Source organism: Maribacter corallii, from assembly GCF_047345415.1.
GTDB lineage: Bacteria > Bacteroidota > Bacteroidia > Flavobacteriales > Flavobacteriaceae > Maribacter_C.
In genome coordinates, this window is record NZ_JBLFEP010000002.1 from 39,676 (window position 1) to 61,357 (window position 21,682).

The window sequence follows — 21,682 nt, forward strand, 5'->3', positions numbered from 1 at the left end:
ATGGCTGATCAGACACCACAAAAAAGTCCAAACGCTTCAGACGAAATAGACTTGGGGCAACTCTTGGAACTGATTAACAAAGGAATCAAAAGCTTCGGTAATTTCTTTTTGAGGATTTTCATTTATCTGCGAAGAAATGCCTTGAAATTACTAGGTCTGATACTGCTTGGTATCGGTATTAGCTTTGGGTTAAATCAAATCATCTCAAAAAAGTATAAGGCTGATATCATTGTCAGACCCAATTTTGAGAGTAAGAATTATTTGTACGATGTAGTAGAGGAACTGGCAGCGAATCTGGGGTCAAGGAATAAAAGTTTCTTCCAAGAAATGGGAATCGCAGTGGAGGATTTGGAAGGCTTCAGAATAGAAGTGAAAGCTATTGAGGAAGAAGAGGGAAAAACCGAAGAAGTGGCCCTAAATGAAATGAAGTATTTAGAATTGCTCAAAAATTTTAAAGACGAGAGTTTTGTAATTGATATTTTGCGTACCGAACTTTCAGAGAAGAGCGTGTTAAACCACAAAATCACTTTTACCTTCAAAGACCCCACAAAAGGACCTGGCGTGATTGAAAAGTTAATACAATACATAAACACCAATACATATTTTAATGAATTGAAGACGGTTTATGCAGAGAACGCCAAATTGCGAATCGAGAAAAACACCCTTCTTATTAAACAGATAGATGAATTGGTTGATAATTACTCGAAGGCATTATTGACCGAAAAACAAAAATCGGGTACGGGAGTAGTATATATGGAAAAGGAAAATACGTTGAATGTACCTTCCTTATTGAGTCTAAAGGATAGGCTGTTGAAGGAAATCGAAACGAAACGATTGGAAGTCGCACAACAAACAGGGGTTTTGAGTATTTTGAATTTTGGAAAAACACAGCAGGTAACGAAGTCTTTTTTTAATCAGCCCCACTTTCTTATCCCAACGCTGTTAGTGATCGGTTTTATTCTGCTCTCCTTCTTTAGGTATTTGGATGGCAAGGCAAAGGAAATAGAATAAACATGTATGAAAGCAAATAAAAGAACCCTTTTAGTAACTGGTGGAGCCGGGTTCATCGGTAGTAATTTCATACCGTATTTTTTGGAGAACAACCCTCACGATTATATCGTGAATCTTGATAAACTTACTTATGCCGGTAATCTCGCCAATTTATCGGATTTAATGGATAATGAGCGCTACGACTTGGTGGAAGGTGATATTTGTGATGCCCAGCTCGTGGCCCGTATTTTTCGGGAATATAGTATTAATGGTGTCATTCATTTTGCTGCAGAATCGCATGTAGATAATTCTATTGCCAGCCCAGACACCTTTATTAAAACGAATATTGAGGGAACGTTTACACTACTCGAAGCGGCTAGGACAAATTGGTTGGAATGTCCGAACCAGGTAAAAGCCGGGTTTGAGCATGCTCGATTTCATCACATTTCGACGGATGAGGTCTATGGCAGCCTAGGATTGGAAGGTTTCTTTACCGAAGACACCGCCTATGCACCGAACAGCCCTTATAGTGCTTCAAAAGCCTCATCGGACTTTCTGGTACGGAGCTATTTTCATACTTATGGGCTGAATGTGGTGACCAGCAATTGCTCCAATAACTATGGCCCAAAACAGCACGACGAAAAATTGATCCCAACCATTATACGAAAGGCGTTGAATGGTGAGGCGATTCCAATTTATGGCGACGGTACCAACGTTCGCGATTGGCTTTTTGTATTGGATCATTGTCAAGGGATCGAACGGGTTTTCAAATCAGGACAGGCCGGTGAAACTTATGTAATTGGCGGCAATAATGAACACAACAATCTGTATATAGCGGAGCGTATTTGCGACCTGCTCGATACAGAGTATCCAAAGAGCGAGGGAAGCTACCGTGACCAGATCAGTTTTGTGAAGGACAGGCCGGGCCATGACTACCGTTACGCCATAGATGCCACCAAGGTAAAAACGGAATTGAGCTGGACGCCTCAAGAAAATTTTGATTCAGGGCTTCGGAAGACCATCGCCTGGTATTCAACAAAATACCAAAAAGTATAAAAATGAAGGGAATCATATTGGCAGGAGGGTCGGGCACGCGTTTACATCCCATAACACTGGCGGTTAGCAAGCAATTGATGCCGGTGTACGATAAACCGATGATCTACTATCCAATGGCCACATTGATGTCGGCCGGCATCCGGGAAATTCTACTGATCACCACGCCACAAGACGCGGCCTTGTTTCAAAAATTATTAGGTAATGGTTCCCAACTCGGGTGTCAGTTTCAATATGCGGTTCAAGAGCATCCGAACGGATTAGCTGAGGCCTTCATCATTGGCGAAGATTTTATTGGCCAAGACAAGGTGGCTTTAATCTTAGGGGATAACATTTTCTATGGCTCGGGACTTGCCAAATTGCTACAGACCAATAATGACCCCAATGGAGGGATTATCTATGGCTATCATGTACAGGATCCGGAACGCTACGGCGTTGTGGAATTCGACTCATCTGGGAAAGCCATTTCCATTGAAGAAAAACCCGAGCAGCCCAAATCGAACTATGCAGTACCCGGAATTTACTTTTACGATAATGAGGTAGTCGACATCGCAAAAAACATACAGCCCAGCAAAAGGGGCGAACTGGAGATTACCGATGTGAACAAGGCATATCTGGAAAGAGGCAGACTACAGGTCAGTATTTTGGATCGCGGCACGGCTTGGTTAGACACGGGTACTTTTGGATCGTTGATGCAGGCGTCGCAATTGGTGGAAGTGATTCAAGAGCGTCAGGGCCTAAAGGTAGGTGCGATTGAAGAGGTTGCCTATACTATGGGTTATATTGATAAAGAACAGCTGCATGCGCTGGCCAAGCCACTTTTGAAAAGTGGGTATGGCAACTATTTAATGTTATTAAAGTAAAACGTCCGTGATTGTAACCGAAACACCCTTAAAGGGATGCTTTACCATAGAACCTAAACTATTCAAAGACGAAAGAGGAGTGTTCTTCGAGTCTTTTCAAAAGGAAAAGTTGGAAAAGAAATTGGGGCAGCCTTTGCACTTTGTGCAAGACAATCAATCCATTTCAAAAAAAGGGGTATTGCGAGGTTTGCATTTTCAAGAGGGCCCCTATGCCCAAGCAAAATTGGTACAGGTGATCCAGGGGACCATCTTGGATGTTATTGTTGATTTACGAAAAGAGAGCGACACTTTTGGGCAACACATTAAGATTAAACTTTCCGATAGTCGTAAAAAATCCATATTTATACCAAAAGGTATGGCGCATGGGTTTGTCGTATTGAGCGAAGAGGCTATTTTTGCGTACAAGTGCGATACTTACTACCACCAGCCTTCGGAAAGGGGTATTGCTTTTAATGACACTACGTTGAATATCGATTGGGAATTTCCTGCAGAACACCTTATTCTCTCCGAAAAGGATGCACAGCTTCCTTCTTTTAATGCGCTATATCGATGAAGCGCGTATTGGTCACAGGAGGAGATGGCCAACTCGGCCAATGTCTGCGAAAAATTTCGAGTGACTACAAGGATCTGCAATTTGAATTTCATAGTTCCAAAACACTTGATATCACCAATTCTGAAAATGTCTCGTCGATTTTTTCAAAAGGGAACTTTGCCTATTGTATCAATTGTGCTGCCTATACCAACGTGGAACAAGCCGAAAAAACACCGGAACCTGCTTTTGCGATAAACGCCGAAGGTGTCCGAATTTTGTCGGAACAATGTCGCGACCATCAGGTCACCTTACTCCATGTTTCCACGGACTATGTTTTTGATGGCACCAAGAAAACTGGCTATTTCCCTGATGATGAAACGAACCCCATCAATGTTTATGGAAAATCAAAACTTGGGGGAGAGCTGCATGTTCAGGAGCTATTGGAGCGTTATGTTATCGTTAGAACCTCGTGGCTCTATTCAGAATATGGAAACAATTTCTATAAGACCATCTTGCGCAAGGCAAAAGCTAGAGAGGATTTAGAAATTACCGAAGAGCAAACAGGTTGCCCCACCAATGCGAATCATTTGGCTAAATACCTATTGGGGTTGATAGCGAAAGGAAATCCGGACTATGGCGTTCATCATTTCACCGATGGAGAGGCCATGACCTGGTACGGTTTTGCCAAACGGATTTTAAGGGAAAACAATCTGGAAAACAAAGTGAAACTTGAGAAGGGCCGGAATTATCGTACTTTAGCTAAGCGGCCGAAGAATAGCATTCTCTTACGGTAAAGACGTTGATTAGTTTTGGTTTAGCACTAAACTTTATGAACCATAAATAATTCGAAATCAAATTTTTAACAAACATCTGGCGTAAACTTTCAAACTCAGAATTTTCAAGAAATGTTTCGTCCCAGATCTTGGGGACAGGAATTGCACAGGCATTGCCCGTTTTAGCGATGCCTTTGTTAACCCGGTTGTTCACAGAAGAGGATTTTGCATTGTATACTTCTTTTTTTGCAGTGGCCAGTATATTTGCCGTTGCGGTTGGGGGAAAGTATCAATTGGCCATTGTACTTCCTAAGTCTGAGGAAAATGCCCAAAAGGTCTTTACCCTTAGTATTTATTTGACACTCGCATATGCTTTGGCCATAGCAGTAGTTCTACCACTTTTTCATAGGTTTTTTCCGGAGAATTTACGGAGTGTATTGTACTACGTGCCTTTGTATGTTTTGTTTTTCGGCGGTTGGAGCGCATACATCAACGCATCCATTCGGCACAAAACGTTTACGACCAATGCCATCGCTAAAGTACTTCAGTCTATCGGCTATATCATCGCGGCGATAGGCTTAGGGCTCTCAAAGGTATTGGCTTTCGGGCTTGTCATTGCAAAAATCACCGGAACAATGGTGTCATGGGTGTTTCTTTCGAGGAAATCCCCTATTTCCTTTAAACCAATACCATTGCGAACATTGAAAGAGATGGCCAAAACCTATATCGACTATCCTAAATATGGCATTTGGCCTTCATTTTTAAGTACCATTTCATTACAAGCGCTAGTCTTGATATTGACCAAGTTCTACACCCTAGATGACTTGGGGCATTATGGACTCACTTTTATGGTTTTGAGTGCACCTTTGACGCTTATAGGAAACTCTTATAAAGACGTATTCTTCCAAAAAATGGCCTCGTTGATGAATGACCAACGGTATAAAGAAGCGATTGTTTTTTTTGAGAGATCGGCCATAGTGCTTTTCGTGGTAGGAATTCCAATTTGTCTTGTGTTGTATTTTTTTGGGGAGCCCCTGTTCGCTTTTGTTTTTGGGGAGAAATGGGAAAGATCGGGCACGTTCGCGTCCATTTTAGCTTTGGCCTTTGTGGCTCGCTTGGTCATAAGTCCGCTCTCATCGACCTTCAATGCGACCAATACTCTTCGTATCGCCTCCAAATGGCAGTTGCTTTATTTCGTTACCACCTTCATCACTCTTTTATATTCTGCAATGATTATGAAATTGGCCGTAGAAAGCCTGTTTTTTGTGTACGTAATTCACGAGATAGTTCTTTATGGATTTTATTTTATCATCCAATATCGGACTGTCAAGACATATTCTAAGACTTAGGAAAGTATCTTCACCGGCAATGGAGCAGAGCATGTAGAGGATATTGACTACGGACAACAGGTTTTACGATATTGGAAGTATCGTTGGCCATGATTTCATTTAAAAGAGGGCTAAGCAAAGATATTCGGTTGAATAAAGCAAGCCTTGATAAGGCTAAGAATTGTCGTACTTTTGCGGCACAATGAACGAACGGTATACAGATTTCCTCTTTTGAAAAGTAATTATGCGAAGAAAGCATTTTATATTTGGTCTGAGCTGCATTCTTTTTTTAAGCCTTAGCTGTTTTCAACTTAATTCGTGTAAGGGGAATGGAGAGAAAGAAGTGTTCGAGAATCCTCATATCTTTGCCGAAAAGGACGATTTTGATCTTCTTAGATATAAGGTAAAAGAAGACCATTTTAAAAAAAATGGCTTCAAGCCCAAATTTGTAACAGTAACTTTGATGGGCGTGAAAGAAGGAGAATATGAACTGAAAATGGCATTTGATGCTGTGAATTTGAAATCAGAAGAGCATTCGGAAAATTATGTAGTGTTCTCTCTATACCCGAAAGATGAAGATTTGGAGATGCTTCATTCCGAAAGGCAAAAATATGGGTTTGAGTCGTATACCGTGAAAATAAAAAGAAACAAGGAGGGAATACTAACTGCTTCTCGACAGATCAAAACGAAACTAAAACATGCTAGGGCAATCACTATAGCTATTGTAAGCTACAAGAACAAAGAAAAAAGTATGGAGGTTGTACTACGCGATATAAATCTATTACATAAAAAGCATGGCAATGAACTTTGAAATGAAAAATAAATCGTTATTGATAACCGGTGGAACAGGCTCCTTGGGCAATGCACTCACGGAACACATTTTAAATAGATTTCCCGATATCAGAAGGTTGATTATTTTTTCTAGAGATGAGCAAAAGCAGTTTCAAATGGCTCAAAAATATCCTATTGAAAAATACCCTCAGATTAGGTTTTTTATTGGAGACGTAAGAGACCGAGACCGCCTGATCAGAGCTTTTAAGGGAGTTGACTACGTTATACATGCAGCAGCCATGAAGCATGTTCATTTAGCTGAGTATAATCCCGAAGAATGCATAAAAACCAACATTGGAGGTGCTCAAAATGTAGTGGATGCCTGTTTCGAGACCAATGTTGAACGTGTGGTTGCGCTATCTACGGATAAGGCCTGCGCTCCTATCAATTTGTATGGGGCAACAAAACTTACCTCCGATAAACTATTTGTGGCGGCCAATAATATAAAAGGGAACAACCCTATTCGATTTTCCGTTGTTCGATATGGAAATGTGATGGGGTCCAATGGATCCGTGATACCTTTTTTCATCAACAAAAAAAAGGAAGGGATCTTACCGATAACGGATCCTAAAATGACCCGTTTCAATATTTCATTAAAAGGCGGAGTTGATATGGTTATGCATGCATTGGAGCACGCCTGGGGAGGAGAACTATTTGTCCCCAAAATTCCTTCATATCGAATTGCGGACGTGGCGGAAGCCATAGGTCCTGATTGTGATAAACCGGTAGTAGGAATACGACCGGGAGAAAAGATCCATGAAGAGATGATTACACCATCCGATTCTTTCTATACCTATGACCTTGGTAAGTATTATACGATACTCCCGGCCACCCATCAATGGAAGCTAACTGATTTCATTGAAGAATTCGGAGCAGAAAAGGTTTCAGAGGGCTTCAGCTATAATTCCGGCGAAAATACGGAATGGGAAACCGTTGAGAGCTTAAGGCAACTTATTATGGAACATGTAGATTCAAACTTTTTAGTATGACCAGAAACCCCATACCTTACGGGCGACAGCACATTACCCAAGATGATATTGATGCCGTTGTAGAAACGCTACAGGCCGATTATTTGACCCAAGGCCCTAAAATCAAAGAATTTGAGGAGGCATTCGCGTCATATGTAGGAAGCAAATATGCGGTCGCCGTTGCCAATGGAACAGCGGCTTTGCATTTGTGTGCCCTCGCCTTGAACGTGAAACCAGGAGACAAGGTCATTACGTCGCCCATAACCTTTGCGGCCTCAGCGAATTGTGTCCGATATTGTGGAGGTGAGGTACATTTTGTCGACATCGATCCCAAGACCTACCTGATTGATATCAATGAAGTAAGAAAGCTCTTGGAATCTTCGCCCCAAGGCACCTTTAAGGGCATTATTCCAGTTGATTTTGCGGGCCGAAGTGTTGATATGGAACAATTTAGGGGCCTGGCGGAAGCCTATGACCTTTGGATAATTGAAGATTCATGTCATGCGCCTGGAGGTTATTTCGTTGATAAAGAGGGTGAAAGACAATTTTGTGGTAATGGTAGTTTTGCTGATTTATCCATATTTTCTTTCCACCCGGTAAAACATATCGCAGCGGGTGAAGGAGGAATGATCACGACCAATAGCGAAAAACTCTATCGTGATGCCATGATGCTGCGAACCCATGGCATTACAAAAGACAAGAATGCTTTTCGGAATGACTTGACCATGGCAAACGGTACTGAGGGGAATACCGATTATCCAGCATGGTATATGGAAATGCAAGACCTCGGTTTTAATTATAGGTTGACCGATTTTCAATCCGCATTGGGCCACGAACAATTGAAAAGAGCTCCTGAAGGTATAAAGAGAAGAAGGCAGATTGCGAGAACATATGAAGAATGTTTCAAAAGCAAGGGCTTTATTAAAGGTCAGTCTGGTGTTGTAGAGGGCCATGCTTATCACTTGTATGTGATTGAAGTAGAAGACCGTTTGGGTCTTTATAACTACCTAAGGAGTCAGAAAATATTTGCTCAGATACACTATATACCGTGTCATCTGATGCCTTACTACAAGGCTCAAGGGTGGAAGGAAGGCGATTTGCCGAACGCGGAAACGTATTACAGAAAGTGCATTAGTTTGCCGATGTACCCAACTTTGACAGAAGAGGAGCAAAATTTTGTAATCGGCCAAGTAGTGTCATACTATGAAGGCACTTGAGAAAATAGGAATCGGTACTGTTCAATTCGGAATGAAATACGGTATTTCGAACACAACGAATAAAACCGACGAAAACGAGGTGGGCAAGATTTTGAAGTATGCCTCTGAGAATGGAATGACTACCATCGATACCGCATCGGCCTATGGTGATGCGGAAACCGTATTGGGAAGATTCGATTTATCTCAATTCAGGGTAATTACCAAATTTATGCCGCCTGAGGGCACAGAGTCTATCGGCGATGAACTGGAGAAAAGCCTAGACCGGCTGAATTTGAATAGAATTGAAGGCTATTTGGCCCATAGGCCTGGGTTTCTAATTGAAAACAGGCCGTTGTGGAAGGTGTTGCAAAAATTAAAGGCCAATGGGAAGATCAATAAAATTGGTTTTTCACTGAATCATCCGGCAGAGGTGCGACAATTTTTGGAAATGGATATGGTTCCTGATTTAGTACAGGTACCTTATAACTACTTAGATACCAGATTCAGAACCGAAATGATGGCATTGAAAGAAAGAAAGTGTGAAATTCATACGCGTTCAACCTTTCTTCAAGGCCTATTTTTTATGGACCCTAAATCATTGCCCGTACATTTTAATCCGGTGAAAAAGATTTTAACGGACCTTCAAGAAAAACACAAAGAGAATTTGTCTGGAGCCTTGTTGAAATATGTCCTGGAGCAAGACATTGTGGATACCGTTATTATGGGAGTTGAAAATCGCGAACAGCTACAACAAAATATCGAGGGCATTTTGAAGGCCTGTACAATGGATTCGATTGATGTCCAACTAGGGGAGAATATAGTATCTCCGTCATTATGGCCGGCTAACTAAAGAATCATGATATGGTGAAAACATTTGATTTAACAGGAAAGACGATACTTATCACGGGGGGGTATGGTTTCTTAGGTTCCGCGATTGTTGAAAGCTTGCTTTTTCACGGGGCAAATGTCTACGTTCTGGGAAGGAACGAGGTCAAGTTCACCAAGAGCTTTTCAAGTGACGGCAAATCAAAACAGCCTCAGTTTTTGGTTTGTGATGTTGCAAGTTCGAATAGTATAAAGATGGCTATTGAAGCCGCTTTCAATGCAGAAAAACAAATCGATGTTCTCATCAATAATGCGTTTTACAGCAAGGGTAATTCTCCAGAAAAAATGACAGATGAGGATTGGCAATTTGGAATAGACGGGTCGCTCAACAGTGTTTTTAGATGTATTCGGGAAATTATACCCTACTTCAAAAAACAAAAAGGTGGAAAAATCATTAATGTTTCATCGATGTATGGAGTGGTGGCGCCCCAATTCGAAGTATATGATGAGCATCCTGATTTTTTAAACCCACCACATTATGGGGCTGCAAAGGCGGGGATATTGCAGCTAACAAGATATTATGCAAGTTATTTAGGACAGTTGGGCATTACGGTAAATGCCGTTACGCCCGGGGCTTTCCCCTCAGATAACGTAAAAGAAAATATATCATTTGTAAATGCCTTGGCAGATAAGACATGTCTGAAAAGAGTGGGTGTGCCCGAAGAATTAGCAGGCACTTTTGTTTTTTTATCAGCAGACGTTTCAAATTACATAACCGGACAAAATTTAATTGTTGATGGAGGGTGGACCGCAAAATAACTCTGTAGCCTGTATCGTGCAGGCGAGAATGTCTTCTAATCGTTTGCCCGGAAAGACCTTAATGCCCATTCCGATCGCGAGCGATAAATCGCTACTATTATGGATTGTCGAAGAAGTGAGAAAGTCCAAGTTTCAACCGAATATATACATTGCCACCTCTTTAAGTAACGAAAACGACGTACTTGAAGCGTTTTGTGCAAGGCACAATGTACATTGTTTTAGAGGAGATGAAGATGATGTATTAAGCAGATTTGGTGCAATCGTAAAGAAGAGTAAACCAGCTACGGTTGTCAGGTTAACTGCCGACAACCCGTTGATTGACGTAGAAGCACTGGATGAAACTATTGCATATCATCTTGAACAAAAAAATGATTACACGAAAACAGAGGGCCTTCCTTTGGGAATGAATTTCGAAGTAGTTTCCTCGCAAGCCATTCTAAAGTCTGATTCTGAGGAACTTTCAAAATCGGAACGAGAACATGTAACCCTATTTATTCGGAATAATAAAGGCTTCAAGAAAGAAACGTACCAATTTGCTACCGAGGGTGATTTGAAAGAGCTGCGACTTACGGTAGATTATCCATCTGATTTTTTATTGGTGTCGACCTTACTTGGCTTTGCACTCCAAAATGAGACCCTAAGGGGGTTGCCGCTTGTTCAGAAGATATATAGGAAACATCCATGGCTTTTCGGCGCAAACGCAATGAACGTTCAAAAAAGACAGTTCTTTTCTTTGGCTGAAGAGTTAAAAGTAGCTTCGGAAACTTTAAAAAATCTAGAATATCATAAGGCAGCATCCATTTTAGAAGCGCATGAAGAAAAAGATACTATTTAGAGCCGATGGAAACCAGTTCATAGGGTTAGGTCATTTATACCGTCTTTTTGCCGTGATAGAAATGTTGAAAGGCAATTACGAATTCGTTTTGGCCACTAAATCTTCATCCACCACTGTAATAGTCCCTAATGACTATGAACTATTTTTGATTCCGGATGAGATTGATATCCCATCCGAGCCGAATTGGTTAGGGCATAATTTCAAGGCCTCGGAGTATATCGTTGTCGCTGATGGTTATCAATTTGATTCGCGCTATCAAGAGCAAATCAAAAGGAATAAATACCAATTAGTATATATCGATGATCTAGCGCAAGAGCATATGTTTGCCGATATTGTCATCAACCATGCACCGCTTTTGGATATCAGCTCCTATACTGCGGAAGAATATACCCGATATGGCTTAGGCACTAAATATGCTTTACTGCGCCCTGCTTTTTTGGAAAGCGCCAGAAGAGAAAGGGCGGTATCCAATACTGACACGGCTTTCGTGTGTTTTGGAGGTGCCGATATGTTAAACCTATCTGCGAAAGTTACCAAAGGTCTTTTAGCGACTTCTTTTACCAATACAATACACATAGTTTTAGGGGAAGCGTACAAACACAATGAGATATTCGATCTAGTGCGTCACCCCGGTAAAAAGGTCCACATTCATCGCAATTTATCAGAAGTCGAATTGATAAACGTGATGTCTTCCTGTAATTTTGCAATCGTTCCGACCAGCACTATCTTTTATGAACTGTGCTGTGTAAAGATGCCAATTTTAGCAGGATATTTCGTCGAAAACCAAAAACTGATTTACGAGGCCATGGCGAAAGAAGAGGTGATTTTAGAGGGCGGTGATTTTGCACAATATTCCGTGTCTGATTTCGAAAAGGTATTTCGTCATAAATTGGGCGCAATCGACCCCAAAGCGTATACTGCAAAACAACATGTGATTTTCGATGGTAATAGCGGTAAACGCGTTTTAGGATTGATCAATGGGCTAAATGTTTCGTTTAGAGTCGCTGAGGAAAGTGATTTGCAACGTACCTTTGAGTGGTCAAGTGATGCAGAGGTAAGAAAAAATTCATTTCATTCGGAGACGATTACAATTGAAAGCCACACAACTTGGTTTCTAAACAAGATTGTTCAGTCGAGTACGCTTTTTTTGATAGTTTTGGTGAACGGTTGTCCTGCGGGGGTGGTTCGGTATGAGAATAGTGCGGAAGCAACGGTGGTTGGTATACTCATATCCGCAAAATTTAGAGGTCAAAATCTTGCCTCCCCTATTTTAAGAAAATCTGCGGATATTTGTTTTGAGAAGTTCGAAAGTCCAATTTTGGCGTATATTAAAAAGGAAAATATAGCCTCTTCACGATCATTTGAAAAGGCTGGGTACGCTTTTATTGAGGAAAAAGAAATACAAGGTCATGAGAGCGGTGTCTATAAATTAGAGCAAGAAAAATGAAATTTAAAAACTGTTTTATTATAGCTGAACTCTCGGCGAATCACGGAGGGAAGTTGAGTGTGGCCCAAGAGACCGTTAGAGCGGCAAAAAGGGCAGGTGCCGATGCAATTAAGTTGCAAACATACACAGCTGATACAATTACCTTGGATGTAAGAACGGACGATTTTAAAATTAACCAAGGAACCGCTTGGGACGGTCAATACTTCTATGACCTTTATAAGGATGCGGCCTTACCTTGGGAATGGCATCAGACCTTGTTCGATACAGCAAAGGAAGAGGGGCTGATTTGTTTTTCATCTCCATTTGACAAGACGGCGGTCGACTTTTTGGAAGAATTGAATACCCCCATATACAAAATAGCATCATTTGAAATTACCGACATTCCACTAATAGAATATGCAGCCTCTAAAGGCAAGCCTATGATCATCTCAACTGGTATTGCCACGACGGATGACATCAAGTTGGCTATTGAAGCCTGTAAGAGAATGGGGAACCATGATATTACGATTTTAAAATGTACCTCTGCTTACCCAGCTGCACCTGAAGATGCCAATCTAAATACCATACCTGACATTGCCCGAAGATTTGAGGTCACTTCAGGCCTTTCCGATCATACGATGGGTATCGAGGCAGCAGTCGTTGCGGTCTCCTTAGGCGCAAAAGTAATCGAAAAGCACTTTATTTTAGATAAGGCCATTGGTGGTGCCGATGCCCATTTTTCACTAGATGAGGGCGAATTCAAACAAATGGTCGATGCCGTTCGACTAGCCGAAAAAATGATGGGTCAAGTGAATTATGAAATGACCGAGAAGAAAAAGAAAAGCCGAGAGTTTTCTAGATCGTTATATGTTGTGGAAGATGTAGAGGCCGGCGACCAAATCACAACTAAAAACGTACGATCGATACGCCCGGGGTATGGTATGCATCCGAAGTATTATGGGGAAGTATTGGGTAAAACTTTTCGCAACGCGGTAGTGAAAGGGACACCGCTACAAAATGAAGTAATCGAATAAAAACTGATGGCAGTCGCGTCAAGCATAAAGATTTCCAAAGAGAAAGCTACTTTTATCATTCACGCGGCTATCTTGATCATTGCTGGCTTAAGTACTATTTTAAGGCCTTCAATAGAAAGTAATATCACCTTATTTAGAGTGGTGCTCCCTTTCTTATTTTTAGGCTTTTTTGTAGTAAATACAAAAAAAGCAATTACGCTTTCCGTGGTCATCATAGTTTTTCTTATCTATTCGTTGATGGTCTCCCTTGCAGGAAAGTATCATGCTTTTAGTGTGGTTTTTAACCTCTACTACATAACGGTGTTTTTCTTTTACTTCTATTGTGAAGAAGTTGTACGAAGCTGTAAGCCGGAAAGCATCCACCGCCTGCTCGTCTATATTTACAAAACGATTATCGTTTTAGCCTATATCCAACTTTTTTTCGGAGGTGTTTATTTCAATACCCAAGACAGACTTCCTGCGGTAAATATCTTTTTTTGGAATGAAAACGAGCTGTCGGCCGTTATCGCCATTTTCACTCCCTTGTTTTTCTTGAAAAGCAAGAGTAATTTCAAGTATTTTTGGCTTGCTGCTGCCATTTACATGATCCTTTACAACGATGCCAAACTTGCACTATTATCGTTGATCGTTTTTTTTGGAGGTTATCTGATTATCAAGTTCAAAGTTTTTAAAATACGGTATATAGGGTTCATATTTTTAGGGGCCTTAGGCCTTATTCTCCTGTTTTTCCTTCGAGAGTATAGTATACAGGGAAAATATACCATAGAGTATTTTTTGTCTAGACTGGCTAATGGTGTTTGGACTCAGCAGCCTTTGGAACATATTGGCACGTTCAATTCAAGATCCAATGCCATTATATTGGGTGTGAGAGATTTGTTGGATTCTTATTTCTTAGGTATCGGCCCGGGTAATTCGCTACTTATGATCAAAGAGATTGTCGTGCCAGGTACCGAAAGATATTCGGCCTTGAGCATGCATAATTTCACCTTACAGATAATAACCGAAATGGGTATTTTCGGAATTGGGATCATTGGCTTTTTCATTTTAAAAGTGAACCAAGCGGCAAAAAGGAGTTACTACCCCGTAAATTTGGTCTTCCTCTTTTTTATCAGTAGTTTGATTTCGATTACCTTATTATCCGGTGCGTGGTCGAATTACTTTTATTTATTCATTCTTTTTTATGCGGTCGACTTTTTTGGTAAAAATGTATAAAGCTCAAAACTAATTTACTTTTGGAGTCTATAAAACGATACTTACTGGCGGCTTTGTTTTTTTCTATTCCCCTATATCCCAAGCTGACAACCTTATGTATTATGGGCTATGCCCTATTTACTTTAGTAGGTTTCAAGAAGAAAAATTTGTCCCGTTTGTGGGACCGAAAGACGCTCCTCCTCCTTGCAATACTCTATGTGCTATTCATCATAGGTCTTAGTTATACTATAGATGTGCAAACCGGGGTGTCCAAAATTCAAACGCAAGCCTCTTTTTTTGTAATCCCATTTTTTTTTATTGATAGTTTCCACGGTAAAGAGGATAGGAGTTATTTTTTTCAATGGTTTAATTGGGGTTTATTGGTTACCGTACTCATTTGTTTTTTAAACGCTTTCGGACGCGTGTTCAGTAATACCGGGCTGTATGTTGTTGATGCGTTTTCCAAGAAGCACAATATCTTTCTATATCAAGAATTCTCGGGTGTTTTAGACCTGCATCCCACCTATTTCTCTTTGTACCTTGGGCTGGCCATATTTTATTTGCTTTTCGCTTTTCGGGTCGAATCGAAATACAAGCCTGCACTAAGGTGGACCATGATCGTGATTTTCTTTATCGCTTTGTTTCTAACATCAAGTAAAGCCGGCATCTTTTCGTTCATGCTCATATCTTTTGCATATCAGTTGTATCGAACGATAAAGATGAAGAAGAAGTCAGATAAACTCATTTTTCCGATTTTGATTTTAGGGTTTGTACTTATGTTCATGGCCAACCCTTTGATTTCCAAAAGAACCTTTCAAGCATTCAAGTCAACTCAAAATTTCATAGTAGACGAGGGACAGAGCAATGAGTCAACGAGTAAGAGGTTCAGTTTGTGGCATGTGTCTGTGAAAAGCATTGAAGAAAAAATGTTTTTGGGGTATGGTACAGGTAGTGTAAACAAAGTTTTGAATAATTCGTGCATCGAGTTTTTCAGCTTTTCGGTATGTGAGGGAATTAGAAATAACAACACGCACAATCAATATTTAAATTTAGCTTTATCAAATGGTTTACCGGTACTCATTCTCTTTGTGGCAGCTTTGCTTTTAGCACTTTTCAAGGCTGTTTCGAACAGGGATGCACTTTATGTTCTGTTCACGCTTTTTTTTGCACTAAATTTTTTTTTCGAAAGCCTTTTGGAGCGGGAAAGAGGCGTAGTTTTCTTTATGGTTTTTATGGTTTTATTGCACACGACTTCAGACATCGATACTGATCCCAAAAAGAGATATGAAGAATAGTAAGGAGGTCAGTCTAAGCGATATCGAGAAGAAGTATGATGTTGAAAAAATAACATTGAACGGTGAGTGCATTTGGCCCGTTCTTCGCTTTAAGTTAAATGAGGAGCTGCGTACGTTTAGCGGTCTGAAATCGAGGACATTCAAACTTGATGCTAGCATATTACCAAAGTTGATAAAGACCCTTTTCTATGGCTTCCATGAATTATTTAGAATAAAGTCTTATGATTACTGGGTGTTTTCGTCGTCCGACAGGAGAAAGTCACTAAAAGACGTATACGTAGATAGGGTTATAGAGCCATTTTCAACGCAGTTCGAAAATACCTTGATGATAGAAAACCCCTATCCATTAGGGTTTCATTATAAAAAAAGTGAAATCCCCAAGTGTAATATCGTAAGTCGGACCCCCTTCTTCCTAGCTATTAGGATAATCAAGTTTTTTTTAAGAGAGAAGCTAGAAATCCGAAATGAAAAAGTGCTGGCCAAAATACTGCAAGACACAGGGGTGAATATAAACTATCTTGCTATTTTGAAGAATCATCAGGCCCAATATCGACTGATGAAATTGATGCTGAGGTTAAAGGTTCCTAAATTGGCCTGTTTCGTCTACGCGGCTTCTTCCATGGGGTTCATTAAGGCCTTAAAGGAAGCCGGAGTACCTGTAGTTGAGGTCCAACACGGTATCATAAATGCTATGCACCATGCCTATAACTACCCAAAGGATTTTGGTGAAAATTTGACCCCTGATTATTTACTGACGTATGGTGACAATGAATTGAAGGTTTTTGACGAAAACAATTTTTTCATAAGCGACCAAAGAGCCGTCATACCAGCGGGCTATTATTATATGGACGCCATTAGCCAAATTCCATTACGTAGTGCTGTTGAAGCCAAACTACGCCAGAAGTATAAGAAAATAGTTGTCTTTAGCCTGCAAGATCCTTTTGAGGAATTCACATTCCCCTTTATAAAGGAAGTGGCATTGCAAGACCCCTCGGTCTATTACCTTTTAGTTCCAAGAAATGTGAATAAATCCTATCAAGACCTTACCTTAGAGGAAAACATGGGCATGTGTAAAGATTTGAATGTTTACGAGTGTTTACAAATGGCTGATTTTCATGCGACAATCAATTCTACATGTGCGATTGAGTCGCTCTTTTTTGGGGTACCTAATGTTTTGTTCGACTATGAAGAGTGGGCCTCTGATTATTATCAGGATATTCTCAATGACGCCAAGCATACGAAATTCGTAAAATCATCCCAGGAGTTTGTTGAAGTGATTCATTCAAGTCCGTTTTATCCTAAAGCCAAAATAATTGAGGAGTCTCGCCTTTTCATAAAAAGAAATTTTTCCGAGAATATGAAGTATGCGGTAAACCACAAGATATTAGGGTCACTTAATGAACAATAAGAGCCTCCTTAAGAATATTTCGTTCTTCACGTTTTTCAACGTGATCAATTCGGCAATACCTTTTTTATTGTTACCGATTTTAACTACTTATCTCAGCCCTGCCGATTATGGCATGGTCGATATTTTCTATAATATCTCTTTAGTTGCCTCACCTTTGATCGGGCTAAGCATCGTACAATCAATAAGTCGGTATTATTTTGACGAAATCGACTTATCGAAATTTATAACTACGGTTTTCACTTTTTTGTTGGGTTTTGGGTCGATTGTCATACTGGTAATTTTGGGCATTGCCCTAGTCATCGATGGACTTGTCAGTAATTTGGGGTTTCCACCTTTACTAATTGTAGTCGCTTTGATTTATACGCTGTTCTCGCAAGTAGCTGAAATAGTATTGGTCTATTGGCGGGTATCGTACCAAACCGCAAAATTCGGAATATTTAGAATAACAAAAACCGCGGCTGATTTGGGTTTATCTATAGTATGTATTGTTGGCTTGGGAATGGGTTGGACAGGTAGAATACTTCCACAGGTTTCCATCGCCTTGATCTTTGGAATCATAGCCGCGATAATCTTATCTAAAAAAGGACTTCTACTTAGACTTAAAGTTGACAAAGCCTATAAAAAAGAGGCGTTGTCATTTAGTACACCATTGATATTTCACACCTTGGGCGGAAACCTTATCGGCTTTTCAGATCGCTTTTTTATTCTTTTCATGCTGGGTTTAAGCGATGTTGGTATTTATTCCGTTGGTTATCAAATAGGAATGGTAATCGCATTGGTCCAAAACTCTTTCAATCAAGCTTGGGTCCCCTTCTTTTTTAAGAAATTGAAGGAAAATGTCTATTCAGAAAAACTGCGGATAGTTAAAATCACGTATTTTTATTTTGGCTTTATGCTAATGTTAGTGCTGTTATTTTACTTTTGCATGCCTTATGTGTATCGCTATTTCATAGGTAGTTCTTTCGAATCCGGCGCTGTGATCGTTTTCTGGATCTTATTGGGTTATGCATTTAACGGAATGTATAAAATGCTTGTCAACTATCTATTTTACCTTAAGAAGACAAAACTGGTCGCATTTTGCACGCTAGGTTTAGGGGGGGTGAATTTAATCTTAAATTACTTTCTAATTCGATTAAATGGCATTGAAGGAGCGGCGCAAGCTACTGCAGTTACATTTTTATTATTGTTCATCGTAATCTTTATGCTAAGTAAGAAGATGTATAAGATGCCCTGGAACCTCAAACCAATCGAATAATGATGTTTTTGATTAAGAAGTTAAGATCCCTTTTTTATACCGCTTTGGCGAAGTTTTCATGTAGAAATTGGAAGGCCGGGCTTAAAGCTAATGGGTATACCAAACTTAGCGCAAATACCGTTATCGGAAAAAATGTAAATTTTAACGGTCTCGTTGTTTATGGAAAAGGAAAGTGCATTTTCGGAGATAATTTTCATTCGGGGTTTGGCTGTAAAATACTGACAACATACCATAATTATGAAGGAGAGGCTATTCCGTATGATAGTACAATGATAACGCGTGACGTCATCATTGAAGACAATGTGTGGTTGGGAATCGATGTTACGATTCTTTCAGGGGTTACCATTGGCGAAGGTGCTATTATACAAGCTGGGAGTACTGTTGTAGGAGACATTCCAAAAATGACGATTGCAGGAGGACACCCCGCTAAGGCATTCTCAAAACGAAATGAAGAGAGGTATCTTGAATTGAAGGAACAAAAACGCTTTTATTAACTGGTCTTACAGGTTGATTGGAGTACCGCCTTCGATTAACAACCCGGGACCACGAAGACCATTATTGAAGTTCATGCCCGTATGCCATTTTGCATGCAATAGATGTATACATCCTTTGCGCTAACCATTAATCTATGAAGATAACCATAGTAAGTAATTATTTATTTCCTGAAACCGGTGCTGCGGTATCGAATGGGATTGCCAAAATGACAAATAAACAATGGATGATTCTAGAGCTAATTTTGACCTACCGCAACAATCATCTTAATTTCTTCAGATTTAGACGAGTGGCTTCCTATGAACATAAACTTTTTCGATGATAGTGAAGGGCGCGCCAATACATTTGAATTTACTTTTCATCCGAATTCCCGAGAGACAATGTGATTGTTGAATTTTTAATTGCACCTACAGGTTCGTGGTGGTTATATAATATCTCAATGGGGCGATAAGCCGAGCTCCAAGTAGACAACCTGGCTTGAAGATTATCACCCCAAAGGCAGAAGTATTCCCCTTAAGGCACCTCCTTTTCGAATCTCTGTATCTGACCCTTAGGCCTCTTGTTATTGAAAAAGAGCGAAGTTGCCGATACTAGGTTAACTCATAGGATTATCAAACTAGTCATTTCCTCCCATTATTTCGTGGTATAAGTAAATCTATATATTCAGAGGTAATTTTACATTTAATTAAAGAAAAATTAAAATAATATTTGTAAAAATAGTACTACTTTTTGTATTATTGAATCTTAATAAAGAAGTAATCGTAAAATTTAGACTATTATGAAAATCAATCTACCCTTGACGCTTGTCTTATTATCCGTTATTCACATTTGTACCGGCCAAAATGAGACCGTAAACGGCAATCTCACCATAAATGGAGGCACAGGAGGCACTTCCAATAAATTGATCTTCAAGACATCGGATAACGGTGACCTTTCAAAATTTATTGCCACTGAAAGTTACTGGACGGTTATAGGGGCCAACGGAAACGAAGGGTGGAAGTTTAAGGATGACTCCGGTGACGTATTGATGCAAATCAATGGGCTCGGAAACAATGATGGTAACGTAGGTATTGGAACGACCGCTCCTACTGCAAAACTTCATGTTAACGGTATTTTTAGGGCTCAAGATAAGATTTTGGTAAATAGAGCAGGCAGTTACCGAATTGCGCTCAACGGTGAAAATGACAGTTATATTAAAGGCCGTAATGCGACTTCGGAAACTAAATTTGAAATCAATACCAATGGGGTCACCTATTTTAATGGAGGTGATGTTGGTATCGGAACAACGGCACCTACGGCAAAACTCCATGTAAATGGAATTTTACGGGCTCAAGATAAGATTTTAGTAAACAAAGACGGCAGCTATCGCTTAGCACTCAATGGTGAAAATGACAGTTATTTCCTAGGTAGAAACGCGGCTTCGGAAACCAAATTTGACATTCGCACCAACGGCAACACCTATTTCAATGGAGGCAATGTAGGCATAGGTACTTCGACACCGGCAGCCCTATTTGAGGTGAATGACAATATCAACAACGATTGGTTGTCTAAAATGTATAATGGCGGAGGTGACGGTTTTGGTCTGCTGATTCAAAGCGGTTATGGTGGCGCGCAATCGGCAAATGTGGGCACCATTCTCCAATTGGAAGATGGCAATGGTAACCTAAGAATGAAGGTGCAAAGCAATGGTAAAGTGGGCATAGGCACGAATGATATTCCCAATGGCTATAAACTGGCCATAGCTGGCTCTGCTATAGCCGAGGAAATTGATGTTCAGCTTCAGGGGCAATGGCCCGATTTTGTATTTAAAGAAGCGTATGAACTACCTTCTTTAAAAGAGGTCGAGACCCATATTCGTCGCAAAGGCCACCTTCAGAATATTCCAAGTGAGGAAGAAGTAAAAGAAAAGGGGATTAATTTGGGTGAAATGGACGCCAAGCTCCTTCAAAAGATCGAAGAGCTGATGCTCTATACCATTCAACAGCAAAAGGAGATTGAAGATTTGAAAAAAGAAATTCAAGACTTGAAAGGCTAGTGTTTGCCACAAGTCAAAAGAAGTTATGTGTTCATTAACTAAAAATCTCCAAATGAAAAAATATACCCTATGCTTTATAGTTTTTGCGCTGTGCTTTTGTAGCCTTGCCGCGCAAGATGAATATAGAATACAGTTTAGTTATGATGCTGCGGGAAATCAGGTTCTTCGCGATCGCGTATGCATCAACTGTAATTCAGGTAAATCTGAAATAGATTCAACAGCCGTTGCCGCCCTTGACGAAAAACTCGAAGAATTGGGTTTGGATGAAGAAAATCTTTCCAGTTCATCCATTACGGCCTATCCCAATCCCGTGACTAATGTGCTTCAAGTAGAATGGTTAGGTAATGAAAACATTGTGAAAAGTGTACTGTTGTTTTCAGGTATTGGCCGCAAACTTCAAAGCAAGAACATTAGCCCCAAGGCGACCAGTATGGGTCTAAATTTTAGCGGGTACCCCCCAGGGTCTTATTTCGTTATCGTACAGTATGCCGACAAGACCAAAGAATCCTTTCAAGTCATTAAAAAATAACCTG

General features: G+C 40.2%; 22 protein-coding genes. All 22 read left to right on the plus strand.

The features are described from left to right. The 22 genes from ACKWCA_RS05430 to ACKWCA_RS05535 all read left to right on the plus strand — a co-directional run bounded on the left by ACKWCA_RS05430 (position 1) and on the right by ACKWCA_RS05535 (position 21,678). Positions 1-1,011, plus strand: coding sequence for a hypothetical protein (locus tag ACKWCA_RS05430; RefSeq protein ID WP_413977148.1), 1,011 nt, complete (start codon positions 1-3; stop codon positions 1,009-1,011). A 6-nt stretch (positions 1,012-1,017) separates the two neighbouring features. Then, a complete protein-coding gene (gene rfbB, locus ACKWCA_RS05435; RefSeq protein WP_413977149.1) occupies positions 1,018-2,046 on the plus strand; it encodes a dTDP-glucose 4,6-dehydratase in 1,029 nt (342 codons plus the stop codon). Positions 2,047-2,048: 2 nt separating this feature from the next. Continuing rightward, complete coding sequence (gene rfbA, locus ACKWCA_RS05440; protein WP_413977150.1) at positions 2,049-2,906, plus strand: glucose-1-phosphate thymidylyltransferase RfbA; 858 nt, start codon at positions 2,049-2,051, stop codon at positions 2,904-2,906. A gap of 7 nt (positions 2,907-2,913) precedes the next feature. Then, a complete protein-coding gene (rfbC, locus tag ACKWCA_RS05445) occupies positions 2,914-3,459 on the plus strand; it encodes a dTDP-4-dehydrorhamnose 3,5-epimerase (RefSeq protein WP_413977151.1) in 546 nt (181 codons plus the stop codon). Beyond that, entirely contained in the window at positions 3,456-4,232 is a 777-nt protein-coding gene (gene rfbD, locus ACKWCA_RS05450; protein WP_413977152.1) for a dTDP-4-dehydrorhamnose reductase, read from the plus strand. The genes rfbC and rfbD overlap by 4 nt, the downstream gene beginning before the upstream one ends. A 74-nt stretch (positions 4,233-4,306) precedes the next feature. Beyond that, positions 4,307-5,560 carry an oligosaccharide flippase family protein gene (locus tag ACKWCA_RS05455; RefSeq protein WP_413978024.1) on the plus strand — a complete coding sequence of 418 codons (1,254 nt, stop codon included), beginning with the start codon at positions 4,307-4,309 and terminating at the stop codon, positions 5,558-5,560. A 223-nt stretch (positions 5,561-5,783) separates the two neighbouring features. Further along, positions 5,784-6,350, plus strand: coding sequence for a hypothetical protein (locus tag ACKWCA_RS05460; RefSeq protein WP_413977153.1), 567 nt, complete (start codon positions 5,784-5,786; stop codon positions 6,348-6,350). Then, on the plus strand, positions 6,340-7,359 hold the full coding sequence (gene pseB, locus ACKWCA_RS05465) for a UDP-N-acetylglucosamine 4,6-dehydratase (inverting) (RefSeq protein ID WP_413977154.1): 1,020 nt from the start codon (positions 6,340-6,342) through the stop codon (positions 7,357-7,359). Before ACKWCA_RS05460 ends, pseB begins: the two co-directional genes overlap by 11 nt. Next, positions 7,356-8,555 (plus strand): UDP-4-amino-4,6-dideoxy-N-acetyl-beta-L-altrosamine transaminase, encoded by a 1,200-nt coding sequence (pseC, locus tag ACKWCA_RS05470; protein ID WP_413977155.1) that lies wholly within the window; start codon positions 7,356-7,358, stop codon positions 8,553-8,555. Before pseB ends, pseC begins: the two co-directional genes overlap by 4 nt. After that, on the plus strand, positions 8,542-9,384 hold the full coding sequence (locus ACKWCA_RS05475; RefSeq protein WP_413977156.1) for an aldo/keto reductase: 843 nt from the start codon (positions 8,542-8,544) through the stop codon (positions 9,382-9,384). Before pseC ends, ACKWCA_RS05475 begins: the two co-directional genes overlap by 14 nt. A gap of 11 nt (positions 9,385-9,395) precedes the next feature. Further along, positions 9,396-10,178: an SDR family oxidoreductase gene (locus ACKWCA_RS05480; protein WP_413977157.1), complete on the plus strand. Its 783-nt coding sequence runs from the start codon at positions 9,396-9,398 to the stop codon at positions 10,176-10,178. Next, on the plus strand, positions 10,156-11,013 hold the full coding sequence (locus ACKWCA_RS05485; protein WP_413977158.1) for a cytidylyltransferase domain-containing protein: 858 nt from the start codon (positions 10,156-10,158) through the stop codon (positions 11,011-11,013). Before ACKWCA_RS05480 ends, ACKWCA_RS05485 begins: the two co-directional genes overlap by 23 nt. Continuing rightward, complete coding sequence (gene pseG, locus ACKWCA_RS05490; RefSeq protein ID WP_413977159.1) at positions 10,991-12,460, plus strand: UDP-2,4-diacetamido-2,4,6-trideoxy-beta-L-altropyranose hydrolase; 1,470 nt, start codon at positions 10,991-10,993, stop codon at positions 12,458-12,460. Before ACKWCA_RS05485 ends, pseG begins: the two co-directional genes overlap by 23 nt. After that, a complete protein-coding gene (pseI, locus tag ACKWCA_RS05495; RefSeq protein ID WP_413977160.1) occupies positions 12,457-13,473 on the plus strand; it encodes a pseudaminic acid synthase in 1,017 nt (338 codons plus the stop codon). Before pseG ends, pseI begins: the two co-directional genes overlap by 4 nt. Positions 13,474-13,479: 6 nt before the next feature. After that, positions 13,480-14,685 (plus strand): hypothetical protein, encoded by a 1,206-nt coding sequence (locus ACKWCA_RS05500; RefSeq protein ID WP_413977161.1) that lies wholly within the window; start codon positions 13,480-13,482, stop codon positions 14,683-14,685. A 20-nt stretch (positions 14,686-14,705) separates the two neighbouring features. Continuing rightward, complete coding sequence (locus tag ACKWCA_RS05505; RefSeq protein ID WP_413977162.1) at positions 14,706-15,959, plus strand: O-antigen ligase family protein; 1,254 nt, start codon at positions 14,706-14,708, stop codon at positions 15,957-15,959. Next, positions 15,949-17,367 (plus strand): hypothetical protein, encoded by a 1,419-nt coding sequence (locus ACKWCA_RS05510; RefSeq protein ID WP_413977163.1) that lies wholly within the window; start codon positions 15,949-15,951, stop codon positions 17,365-17,367. Before ACKWCA_RS05505 ends, ACKWCA_RS05510 begins: the two co-directional genes overlap by 11 nt. After that, positions 17,357-18,622 (plus strand): lipopolysaccharide biosynthesis protein, encoded by a 1,266-nt coding sequence (locus ACKWCA_RS05515; RefSeq protein WP_413977164.1) that lies wholly within the window; start codon positions 17,357-17,359, stop codon positions 18,620-18,622. The genes ACKWCA_RS05510 and ACKWCA_RS05515 overlap by 11 nt, the downstream gene beginning before the upstream one ends. Continuing rightward, the gene (locus ACKWCA_RS05520) at positions 18,622-19,116 is read left to right on the plus strand and encodes an acyltransferase (protein WP_413977165.1); all 495 of its coding nucleotides are present in this window, start codon (positions 18,622-18,624) and stop codon (positions 19,114-19,116) included. Before ACKWCA_RS05515 ends, ACKWCA_RS05520 begins: the two co-directional genes overlap by 1 nt. 134 nt (positions 19,117-19,250) lie before the next feature. Continuing rightward, positions 19,251-19,436, plus strand: coding sequence for a hypothetical protein (locus ACKWCA_RS05525; RefSeq protein WP_413977166.1), 186 nt, complete (start codon positions 19,251-19,253; stop codon positions 19,434-19,436). A 456-nt stretch (positions 19,437-19,892) separates the two neighbouring features. Further along, on the plus strand, positions 19,893-21,149 hold the full coding sequence (locus ACKWCA_RS05530) for a hypothetical protein (RefSeq protein WP_413977167.1): 1,257 nt from the start codon (positions 19,893-19,895) through the stop codon (positions 21,147-21,149). Between the two features lie 52 nt (positions 21,150-21,201). Further along, entirely contained in the window at positions 21,202-21,678 is a 477-nt protein-coding gene (locus ACKWCA_RS05535; protein ID WP_413977168.1) for a T9SS type A sorting domain-containing protein, read from the plus strand. Positions 21,679-21,682: the final 4 nt, after the last annotated feature.

Bases quoted from the DNA above. Each gene is read 5' to 3' on its own strand.
- ACKWCA_RS05460 (WP_413977153.1), top strand. From the start codon at position 5,784: ATGCGAAGAAAGCATTTTATATTTGGTCTGAGCTGCATTCTTTTTTTA.
- ACKWCA_RS05430 (WP_413977148.1), top strand. From the start codon at position 1: ATGGCTGATCAGACACCACAAAAAAGTCCAAACGCTTCAGACGAAATA.
- ACKWCA_RS05510 (WP_413977163.1), top strand. From the start codon at position 15,949: ATGAAGAATAGTAAGGAGGTCAGTCTAAGCGATATCGAGAAGAAGTAT.
- ACKWCA_RS05525 (WP_413977166.1), top strand. From the start codon at position 19,251: ATGAAGATAACCATAGTAAGTAATTATTTATTTCCTGAAACCGGTGCT.
- rfbD (WP_413977152.1), top strand. From the start codon at position 3,456: ATGAAGCGCGTATTGGTCACAGGAGGAGATGGCCAACTCGGCCAATGT.
- pseI (WP_413977160.1), top strand. From the start codon at position 12,457: ATGAAATTTAAAAACTGTTTTATTATAGCTGAACTCTCGGCGAATCAC.
- rfbB (WP_413977149.1), top strand. From the start codon at position 1,018: ATGAAAGCAAATAAAAGAACCCTTTTAGTAACTGGTGGAGCCGGGTTC.
- pseG (WP_413977159.1), top strand. From the start codon at position 10,991: ATGAAGAAAAAGATACTATTTAGAGCCGATGGAAACCAGTTCATAGGG.
- ACKWCA_RS05535 (WP_413977168.1), top strand. From the start codon at position 21,202: ATGAAAAAATATACCCTATGCTTTATAGTTTTTGCGCTGTGCTTTTGT.
- ACKWCA_RS05475 (WP_413977156.1), top strand. From the start codon at position 8,542: ATGAAGGCACTTGAGAAAATAGGAATCGGTACTGTTCAATTCGGAATG.
- ACKWCA_RS05530 (WP_413977167.1), top strand. From the start codon at position 19,893: ATGAAAATCAATCTACCCTTGACGCTTGTCTTATTATCCGTTATTCAC.
- ACKWCA_RS05485 (WP_413977158.1), top strand. From the start codon at position 10,156: ATGGAGGGTGGACCGCAAAATAACTCTGTAGCCTGTATCGTGCAGGCG.
- pseC (WP_413977155.1), top strand. From the start codon at position 7,356: ATGACCAGAAACCCCATACCTTACGGGCGACAGCACATTACCCAAGAT.
- ACKWCA_RS05515 (WP_413977164.1), top strand. From the start codon at position 17,357: ATGAACAATAAGAGCCTCCTTAAGAATATTTCGTTCTTCACGTTTTTC.
- pseB (WP_413977154.1), top strand. From the start codon at position 6,340: ATGAACTTTGAAATGAAAAATAAATCGTTATTGATAACCGGTGGAACA.
- ACKWCA_RS05520 (WP_413977165.1), top strand. From the start codon at position 18,622: ATGATGTTTTTGATTAAGAAGTTAAGATCCCTTTTTTATACCGCTTTG.
- ACKWCA_RS05500 (WP_413977161.1), top strand. From the start codon at position 13,480: ATGGCAGTCGCGTCAAGCATAAAGATTTCCAAAGAGAAAGCTACTTTT.
- rfbA (WP_413977150.1), top strand. From the start codon at position 2,049: ATGAAGGGAATCATATTGGCAGGAGGGTCGGGCACGCGTTTACATCCC.
- ACKWCA_RS05480 (WP_413977157.1), top strand. From the start codon at position 9,396: ATGGTGAAAACATTTGATTTAACAGGAAAGACGATACTTATCACGGGG.